Source organism: Caballeronia arationis (genome assembly GCF_001544975.2).
GTDB lineage: Bacteria > Pseudomonadota > Gammaproteobacteria > Burkholderiales > Burkholderiaceae > Caballeronia > Caballeronia arationis.
This window is the reverse complement of the sequence record NZ_FCOG02000181.1, coordinates 1-9,485: the sequence shown is the minus strand read 5'-3', so window position 1 is coordinate 9,485 and position 9,485 is coordinate 1. Positions and strand designations below refer to the sequence as shown.

General features: G+C 60.3%; 7 protein-coding genes and 2 pseudogenes. 2 read left to right on the top strand and 7 right to left on the bottom strand.

Annotated features, from left to right (window positions below; all coding sequences use genetic code 11):
- The first annotated feature begins 91 nt into the window (after positions 1-91).
- A complete protein-coding gene (locus AWB81_RS37905) occupies positions 92-508 on the top strand; it encodes a phasin family protein (RefSeq protein ID WP_062643178.1) in 417 nt (138 codons plus the stop codon).
- 52 nt (positions 509-560) lie between these two features.
- Here AWB81_RS37905 and AWB81_RS37900 read toward each other — a convergent pair whose 3' ends face one another.
- From AWB81_RS37900 to AWB81_RS46610, 6 genes and pseudogenes are all read right to left on the bottom strand, one after another.
- The gene (locus tag AWB81_RS37900) at positions 561-1,280 is read right to left on the bottom strand and encodes a Crp/Fnr family transcriptional regulator (protein ID WP_062643176.1); all 720 of its coding nucleotides are present in this window, start codon (positions 1,278-1,280) and stop codon (positions 561-563) included.
- Positions 1,281-1,852: 572 nt separating this feature from the next.
- Positions 1,853-2,738 (bottom strand): annotated as a pseudogene (locus tag AWB81_RS37895) (MltF family protein); the annotation flags it as partial.
- Positions 2,739-2,745: 7 nt separating this feature from the next.
- On the bottom strand, positions 2,746-3,327 hold the full coding sequence (locus tag AWB81_RS37890; protein WP_062643174.1) for a PqiC family protein: 582 nt from the start codon (positions 3,325-3,327) through the stop codon (positions 2,746-2,748).
- Positions 3,324-4,934: a PqiB family protein gene (locus AWB81_RS37885; protein ID WP_062643173.1), complete on the bottom strand. Its 1,611-nt coding sequence runs from the start codon at positions 4,932-4,934 to the stop codon at positions 3,324-3,326. The genes AWB81_RS37890 and AWB81_RS37885 overlap by 4 nt, the downstream gene beginning before the upstream one ends.
- Positions 4,927-6,195 carry a paraquat-inducible protein A gene (locus AWB81_RS37880; protein WP_062643171.1) on the bottom strand — a complete coding sequence of 423 codons (1,269 nt, stop codon included), beginning with the start codon at positions 6,193-6,195 and terminating at the stop codon, positions 4,927-4,929. The genes AWB81_RS37885 and AWB81_RS37880 overlap by 8 nt, the downstream gene beginning before the upstream one ends.
- On the bottom strand, positions 6,192-6,575 hold the full coding sequence (locus AWB81_RS46610; RefSeq protein WP_097189781.1) for a hypothetical protein: 384 nt from the start codon (positions 6,573-6,575) through the stop codon (positions 6,192-6,194). Before AWB81_RS46610 ends, AWB81_RS37880 begins: the two co-directional genes overlap by 4 nt.
- Positions 6,576-7,460: 885 nt before the next feature.
- Here AWB81_RS46610 and AWB81_RS37870 point away from each other — a divergent pair.
- Positions 7,461-8,873: a DUF2252 domain-containing protein gene (locus AWB81_RS37870; RefSeq protein ID WP_087135468.1), complete on the top strand. Its 1,413-nt coding sequence runs from the start codon at positions 7,461-7,463 to the stop codon at positions 8,871-8,873.
- Positions 8,874-9,146: 273 nt separating this feature from the next.
- Here the strand turns inward: AWB81_RS37870 and AWB81_RS46075 are convergent.
- Positions 9,147-9,485: pseudogene (locus AWB81_RS46075) on the bottom strand (IS4-like element ISCku4 family transposase); the annotation flags it as partial.

Here is a 9,485-nt window from a genome sequence, read left to right as displayed (position 1 = left end):
TACCGAGAACTGGATCGGCGCTCACGAACGCCAAGATGAGACCGTGAGAAAGGCGCAAGAACTCGGCACTCTCGAGGAAAGGAGAGTCAGCATGGCAACACCTTTTACCCAGATTACTGATTTCAGCAAGATGCTGGAGAGCTTCAAATTTCCCGGCGTCGATATGACGTCGTTGCTGGAAGCGCGACACAAGGACGTCGAAGCGCTCACGAAGGCTAACACGCTCGCGTATGAAGGAATGAAGGCGCTGGTTCGAAAGCAAACGGAAATGCTCAATGCGAGCGCGCATGAGATCCAGGCGGCAGCGGGCCGGATGAGCGGCGATAATCCGACGGAGTCGATGGCAAAGCAGGGAGAGTTCATCCAGCAGTCGCTGCAGACCGCGTTCGAAAACATGCGCGAGCTTGCCGAGATGGCACAGGAGTCGCAGACGAAAGCGTTGGCAGCGATCAGCAAGCGCGCTGAACAGACGATGCGCGAGCTCAAGGCGGTGTCGAACCGCACGTAAGCAACAGGGTCTTTACCGGCGGCGGCGGAGAGGTGCCGCCCAGAGAGCCGATTTATATGGCCTTTAGATCGGGCAGCAGCCGGTCGAACTCCCGCTTCACGACGCGATAACACTCACAGACGCGCTTTTCGAGCCCCGGTCGGTCGAGCACCTGGATGTGTCCATGACCATATCGAATCAGCCCGGCGTCCTGAAGCTTTAGTGCTGCCTCCGTCACACCGGAACGTCGCACGCCGAGCATGTTCGCAATGAGTTCCTGCGTCATCTTCAGTTCGTTGGATGGCAGGCGGTCCATGCTAAGCAGAAGCCACCGGCACAGTTGCTGGTCGATCGAATGGTGCCGGTTGCATACGGCGGTCTGTGCCATTTGCGTGATCAGAGCCTGTGTATAGCGCAACAGCAACCTTTGCACGGGGCCGCCGCGGATGAATTCCTGTTTCAGAATCTGTGCTTCCAGTTGGAAGGCCGTTCCGGCGCTTTGCACGATTGCGCGGCTTGGCGTCGTTTCGCCGCCCATGAACAGCGCGATTCCGATGAGCCCCTCATTGCCGACGATTGCTATCTCCGCGGACGCGCCATCCTCCATCACGTAGAGCAAAGATACGATGGATGTCGTAGGGAAGTAGATGAAGCGCTGGCGGTCGCCCGATTCGTAGACGACGTCCCCCAATGTCATTTCGATCGGAACCAGATGCGGGGCCAGGCGGGCCCGTTCCGTTTCTGGCAAAACTGAAAGCAGATGGTTTTGGTTGAGAAGTGGAGTGTCAGGCACAGCGGGTCCTCCGGTTCGCCGGAATCGCGCCAGATATGGGCAGCGGCAAAACTGCGCTCATTTAATGCGCCAGCGGGCTCGCGACTGTTTCAGTTTATCGAACAATCGCACTGCGCGCGATGATTCCTTGCAAAGTATAGTTTCCGCGCGCCACGGTGCAAAAATGCGACCGGGGCGGACGAGGCCGCGTTCAAGCGGCCATGCGACGAGTTGCTTACGTTAATCGTCGCTACGACACGGACGCGCGCCTCGCGCGAGTTGCAGTGTGTTCTCGACGGCGGGCAGCAAGCGTCCAGTCCGACAGTATCTATCGATCGAGGGTGGGACACAGACTACCTATCAAGGCCGACGCGCGCCGGACGAAGCAGAAAACGAACGGCTCGTGTGCCATCGTAACCGGTCACTGGATGCTTGCGGAGACGACGGGCGGTTGTGGGTCGGGTCCGGAAGTTCGGGCCGAGGACGGCGCGGATGCACGACGCTCGAACTGCGATCGTCGGCAACCGGCCAGTTAGGGTCGTTCGACCGAGAGCTCAGGCGGACTTTCCAAGGTCCGCCACACCCGTCAACGGTCAACCGCCGGGCTTCATCGTGCCAATCGCCTTGTCGCGCGCTTGCTGCGCGTCGACAATCAAGCGGTATGCGGCGTAATACTTAAATATGTTGCGTACGTACGTACGTCGTGGTTTCGATACCGATCTTCTCCGCGACTACGATTTCGACATTGTTGAACCACTTGTCCGGATCCAGCCCGCGGGCCGCGGCCTCCTTGCGCATCTTTGCGATATTGGCCGCTCCCGCGTTATAGCTCGCGAAGGCAAACAACGTGCGATTGTCATCGTCGAACTGCGCGTCCGGAAAGTAACGTGTCATCAGCCGATCCATGTATTTCGTGCCCGCATGGATGTTGGGCTCGGTTATACCAATGTTGCCGACTGCCATTTTCTTGCCTGTTCCCGGCATCAACTGCATGACGCCGACCGCGCCAACGTGACTGCGCGCCGACTGGTTCAGCTGCGATTCCTGATAGCCTTGGGCGGCCAGCATCAGAGGGTCGAAGCCATACTTCTCGAAGAGCGTAAGTGTTTCTTAGAAACGCTTGCGCTCCACCGCAGCCGAAGCATCAGTGACCTGCCTGATACGCTTCATGAACTGTGCGAACCGATAGTCGATGACGCCCTGCTTTTTGAGAAACTCGTTATAGAATTCGTTCACCACAGCCTGCAGTTGCGGGCTGTTCTTCCTGATCGCCCGACCCACATAGCCCTCGCTGCGTACCACCAGATCCTCCCTGACCTTGATCTGAGGCAGAACTTGCGCCCACAGTTTTGCTTTCCAGTCGTCGACCACTACGATGCCGAGCATTCCCGCATTGAGCATTTCGAGCATGTCCTCATCTTCGAGTACGTCGGGCAGCAGCGTAATCCGCATGAGCGGTTTGCCCGCGTTCCTGAGCCGGCCCGTCTCAAGGCCGGAGCGTCGAGCGGATCGCACCAGCAATGTCGCTGCTGACCGACGCGAGCGCCCGGTTATGCGCATCGACCAGCGCGTCGTAGCCCGGCGCGCTCGTCGGCTCGTGCACGATGGTTCGCCCGTTCACTGCCGTACCCGGCTTCGGCGGTCGCACGGTCCAGAGGACCGCGATTGTGGCCGTGTCATTCAGCGCGGATTCGAAGCTCTGTACATCGACGGATACGTGATAGGTGTGCACTGCGCCCACCCACTGCGAAGAGCTCGATACCAGCGCTCCCGGCACCGACTGCGCCAGATCCGCCACGAGCACACGCGAAATCTGGCTCTTCAACGGCTCGGCCCAGCGCGCGTATTCGTCGATTTTGACCTGCGTCGCGTCGATTCTCACCACGAACTGCGGACGGTCCACCAGATCGGGCACCGTCACCGAGTCGAGCGCGATCCCGACCGGCGTCGCCGTCTCAGCGCGAGCGGACGGCGGCACCGCACTGAGTGTGTAGAACTTCGCCTGCGGCGAGCTCGCGCATCCGCTCATAGTTACGAGCACGGCCGTCAATAGCAAGGAGCGCATCATTTTTGATCCTCCGGCTTGCCGCGAAGGAGCGCTTCGGGATGGCGCTCGAGATAATCGGCGAGCACGCGGAAGGACACTGCCGTTCGCGACAATTCGCGCATCGTATCGGCCGTGCTCTGCGCGATTGCGGAGTCGGGCCTCAGCGTGCTGTTGGCCGACTGGAGTGCCGTTCGCGCGGCTGCCAGCGTGGCTTTCGCCTCGGGCGCCACGCTGTTGTCGAGCGTTTTCAGCAACGTATCCGCAGATTGCAGGGTCTGCCGCAAATCCTTGCCGATGCCCTCGAAGGGTATCTTGTTAAGTTTTTCGACCAGGGCCGTCACCGAGTCCTGAAGCGATTGCAAGCCACCCGGAACGATTGGAATTTCGGGAGGGTTCGCGTCCCAGTTCATCGCCGCCTTTGGCGCGTTGGGGAAGAAATCCAGCGCAATGTACAGCTGCCCCGTAAGCAGGTTGCCGGTTCTCAACTGACCGCGGAAGCCCTTTTCGACTAGCCACTCCGCGACCCTGCGACGGTCCTGAACGATCCTGCCGCCCTTATCGCCGGACTCGAGCCGCGAGGTGAAACGCTCGGGGTAGTAGCGTATCTCGACCGGAATGCTGAACTCCTTTTTGACCGGATCGAAGCGCGTGTAGATCGCTGACACCTCACCCACCACGATGCCGCGAAAGTCCACGGGTGCCCCCACAGTCAGCCCGCGCACCGATTCCCTGAAATTGAATACATACTTGTCGACAATTCGGTCGTGTTGCTTCATCGCCTCGGCGCGGTCGTTGAAGAGCTGGAATTCGGTCTTCGTAGCGGCCTCGGTGACATCGACCGCATCGGGCGGACTCCCGAACGCGAGGCCACCGATGAGGATCGCCACCAACGACTCGGTGTCGACCTTCACGCCGTTGGTATCGAGCGTCATGTCGACGCCGCTCGCCTGCCAGAAGCGCGTGTCGCCCTTCACATACTTGTCGTAGGGTGCGTTGACGAAGACGCGCAAGGTGACGCCTTTTCCGTCTGCGTCGAGTTTGTACCCGGTGATCTGTCCGACCTGCAGACGGCGAAAGAACACCGGCGCGCCGACATCGAGCGAGCCCATGGTCTCGCTCTTGAGCACGAACTCGCGCCCGGGCACGCCGCTCGCGAACACCGGCGGCGTTTCCAGCCCGACGAAGTCTCGCCGCGCCTTGTTTTGCGCGCCAATGTCCATACCGATGAACGAGCCGGAGATCAGCGTGCCGAGTCCCGAGACAGTGCCGCCGGAAATGCGCGGGCGCACGACCCAGAAACGGGTGCCGTCGACGAGCATGTTCGCGGCGTCCTTCGTGAGCTCGGCGGTGGCAATCACATTCTTGTGATCGGGCGCCAGAGTGACGCTCTTGACCACGCCGATGTCGACGTTCTTGAACTTGATCTTTGTCTTACCCGCCTCCAGCCCCTCGCCGGTGGCGAAGGTGATGGTGATGGTCGGTCCCTTTTCGAGGATCGCCTGGACCGCAAGCCAGCCGCCGATCAGCACCGCGACGAGCGGCACGAGCCACACGAGCTGAAGCCGCCAACGTGAGCGGCGCGTGGCGATGCCTTCAGGAAAATCGGGTTCGTCGGGCGTCTTAGCCATGACCAGCCTTGTTGGCATCCCAGATGAAACGCGGGTCGAACGACACCGCGGCGAACATCGTCAGCACCACCACCGCGCCGAACGCGATCGCCGCGGGGCCCGCTTGAATCGTCGCGAGCGTGTTGAACTGCACCAGCGCGACGCGCACGGTAACGACATAGATGTCGAGCATTGACCAGCGTCCAACGAACTCCACCACGCGGTAGATGCGCGTGCGCAGTTCGGGCAGCCATCGCGATCGCCTCTGCGCGGTTGCTACAAGAAATATAAGTGCGACGATCTTGAGCATCGGCACGGCAACGCTCGCAATGAACAGGACCACCGCAAGCGGCCAGGAACCTGAGGTCCAGAGATACACTACGCCGCTCATGATCGTGTCGCGCTGCGCGCCGAAGATCGAGCTCGTATGCATCATAGGAAGGGTGTTGGCCGGGATATAGAGGACCATCGCGGCCATCAGGAACGCCCAAGTGCGGGCGATGCTCTCGGGCTTGCGAAAATGTAGGGGTGCACCGCAGCGCGGACATCCTCCTTCATGGGCGTGTGCCCTCGCTTTCGACAGCAAGCCACACTCGTGACAGGCGAAGAGGCCCGCACGAGCAGCAGTGGACGCCGACGCCGATGTGTGTGTATCGGCAGGCACGCCGGCACCCCTTTGCGAGGGGCGCACCCGCTCCGGGAACTCGCGAGGATCGAACGCGGCCGACATGGCCGCGAGCAGCAGCATCAGCGCGCCGAACGCCCACAATGCGATGCCGGGCACCACGCCCGCGATATGCGCGAGCTTGACGAGCGCCACTAGCACCCCCAGGATCAGGACTTCGGTCATGCCCCAAGACATCGCCCAATGCACCAGGCGAAACACGACGGCAGGTTGAGGCGGCACGCGTCCCAACGGCAATGGCAACAGCAGATACGCTATGCCCGCCATTTGAAGCATCGGCATCAGGATCGTCGTGAAGAACACGAGACCGGCGAGCGGCCACATGCCATCGCGATAGAGGATGCGCACCGCGCCGAAGAGCGTTGTCTGCACAAGGTCGCCGTTAACCGACAAGCCAACGATCGGAAACGCATTGGCGACGGCAAAGAGCACCATCGCCGCGAGCGTGCACGCGAAGGTCCGATTCAGGCTATCGGGCCGATTCCGATACAGTTCCGCGCCACATCGCGTACAACGCGCGATACCGTTGCGACGCAACGCCGTCTCGCGTTGCAGCAGGTCGCATTCATGGCAGGCGATCAGGGGCGTGTGTTTCATGGCACCGTCCCCTTGCCGCCAGCCGGCGTGCCCACCTCCGGCGCCACCGGCGCGCCATTCGCGCCACGCATCCTCGCGGTCACGCGTTCGGCGTCACCGACCGAGCCAACGCCCATCCCCTCGTACAGACTCACCATCGATGAATACACTGTGCCCTGCATCTGCGCATAGCTCAAATGCGTCCTGAAGAGACTGATCTCGGCGTTGAGCATCTCAAGGTAGCTCGTGTGACCGCCTTTGGTATTGAACCGAACATGTGTATAAATTCGTCCCCACTTTTGAACGTATCCGATCCGAGTCCGGCGGAACGTAACAGTCTCTTGATGGCACGACGCCGAGTCGTCGTCCACCACGGCGACGAACGGCTTGGCTGTACTCATAGCGAGTATCCCCGTTTGGGCGCGGCGGCACGAAACGTGATTCGACGCTAGATCCACCGTATGACAGCCGAGCGCCAGCGGCTATGGGACCTTGGTCCCATAGCCGCCGGAGGGAGTTTCGTCAAACCTCTCCACGAAGCCCCTGTGACCGTGCTCGTGAAGAATATCCCCGTACGGGCACCGCAATGCGGAACCTGATTCGATGTTGGATCCAACGTATGACATTAACCGCCCGCGCTTATCTATCTGTTAAATCATGAGGCCGCGACGGACCTTGCCACCTGATGGGCACACCCCTTGTCGATATAGCGTTTGAAGTCGTGCGCAAGTTCAGCGGTCAGACCGCATACCCGGCTTTTATCGCTGCCGTAGATTGCTCGACAGTACGGGATGAGAAAGCAGGTAAAGCGCCGTTCGAGCAGACGGGCGGCGGCTTCGGCAGCCGAAATGGATCAAGAGCGACAAGGGATCGAGCGTCATAGCCCTGAGAAGGAGAGCGCTAATAGCAGGGCGGCATTGAATTAGTTCACTACAAACCGAATGCGCCAAACGTGACAGAGCCGACTGACAGAGCCGACACGCGTGGCCCCGCGCTCTCATATCGTCGATTTCTATCTATGTGCTCCACGGTCTGCCTGCTATTGTTAACTAGGCGGATCATCGTGCTGGGCTTGTTTCCGTGATGCCCGACCCCCCTGCACGCGGGGGGTATGTCGACGAGACATACTGGGTCCCCGCACGATAGCTGACAGCACAAACACCGGGGGCAGGACGGCGCACCAAGGCCGATCGTGGTGCGCGTGCTCGCCAACCATCCCGGCCACCGCGACGATTCGTCATGCAAAAGTGGAATCCGCGACGCAAAACCGGCAGGAGGAGGCGAGTATGGACACCGTGATGAAGGCGCCTGGGAAGGCAAAGGCCGAAGTCAATAAGATCGCGGAGGACGTCCCGGTCGTTCGCTCCCGCGCAGAACGTCTCGCCGCAGGCCAGGCGTTGCGTGAAAGCGTGCCGCGCAGCAGTCATGGCGACTGGACACCGTCGGCCCAGCGCCGCGACCCCATAGAGATCCTGGAAGAATCGAATCAGGATCGATTGCCGGAATTGGTCCCAATCCGCTATGGCCGTATGCTCCGCAGTCCCTTCACGTTCCTGCGCGGCTCAGCAGCGCTCATGGCCTACGATCTCGCTACGACTACAAGCACAGGTCTTAGGGTGCAAGCCTGCGGAGACTGCCACCTGTTGAATTTTGGCTTGTTTGCCACGCCGGAGCGCAATCTAGTTTTCGATCTAAATGACTTTGACGAAACGCTGCCGGCACCTTGGGAATGGGATCTGAAGCGGTTGGCCGTCAGTTTCGCCGTCGCAGGACGCGATAACCAGTTGCCGGACGCAGATTGCCGGAGAGGCGTCCTGGAATGCGTGCGCGTATATCGAGAGCGCCTGCGGGAGTATTCCCGGATGAACCCTTTGGAAGTCTGGTACACCCGCCTGGACATGACAACCCTGATTGCGATGGCACCCGACGAGAAGGTCAAAAAGATGCGCGAACAATTGGCGGAAAAAGCCCGCCAGCGTGTTGTTGAAAACCTCTTTCCCAAGATTGTCGGCGAAGTGGCTGGGCGACGCCGCCTTGTCGACCAACCGCCACTTATCTTCCACGTCAGCGATGCAGGCTTCGAGGCTCGGGTTCGTAAGGCGCTAGCCGACTATCGCCAGTCGCTCTCCAATGAGCGCCGTGTCCTCCTGGATCGCTACCATCTGGAGGACTTCGCCGTGAAGGTCGTGGGTATTGGCAGCGTTGGCACGCGGTGCTTTATCGGGTTGTTTTTTGACGAGGAAGACCATCCCCTGATTCTCCAGTTCAAGGAAGAGCGCCGGTCGGTCCTCGAACCCTATGCGGGAACGAGCCAATATGACAATCAGGGTGAGCGTGTCGTCATGGGACAACGGCTGATGCAGTCTTCCAGCGACATCTTCCTGGGATGGTTGCGAGGACAGCGAGGCTATGATTTTTTTGTGCGCCAGCTGCGGGACATGAAGATGTCTGCGCCGGCCGAGGAAGTCAGCCCTGAGCAGCTCAAACGCTATGCCGGGCTCTGCGGCTGGACCTTAGCCCGCGCCCATGCCAAGTCGGGGGACGCCACGGCCATCAGTGGCTATTTGGGCAAGGGCGACGCCTTTGACGAGGCCATCGGCGCGTTTTCCCTCGCCTACGCCGATCAGACGGAGCGTGACCACGCGGCGCTGGTGAAGGCGGTAGGTGCCGGCAGGCTGGATGCTCTTGTCGAAGAGTAGGGCCCTGCACCACTCACACGCATTGGTTGTCGCTATCTATGTCTGGGATTTCCCGCGTGCTGGATCTCAGCGATGCGGCAAGGCGCGTTAAGGCGAGAGCGTCGGAGGCGATCACTGCTGACGGGCAAGTTGGCTCGTTCCCACCAATGCTGACGTACTAATGCCCGTGGTGCAGCAGGTCACATCGTCGACGACGGCGATTGTCGGTTTCGCTGCATTTCACATCGATTCTGTTAACAACTCAAGAGTGCCGAGTTCGGCACAGTCTTGGGGTTATGTGGCCAGTCGGAACATCTCGAAGGTGTCAGGGTCCTGCCTTTCGGCGATGAATTTCGCGAAGAAATTGGTTTTGGCGCTATTCACGAGAAATTCGGGCAGGCATTGTCGTAGTGCACTGGCGACAACCAACTCCGATGGAGGGATGCCGGGACGGATGGTGCGCAGCCAGGATCCAAAGGAACTCCAGACGAGTGAAGGGAATACCGCTGCCAGGTACTGAAGCAGTCCCTGGCAGACGATGCCAGCCTGAATGAAGACGTGATAGGCGTGGGTCTTGCGCTTGACGGCGTCGCGGTACTCGGGCGACTCGCGATGAAGGTATTGATCGCCGTT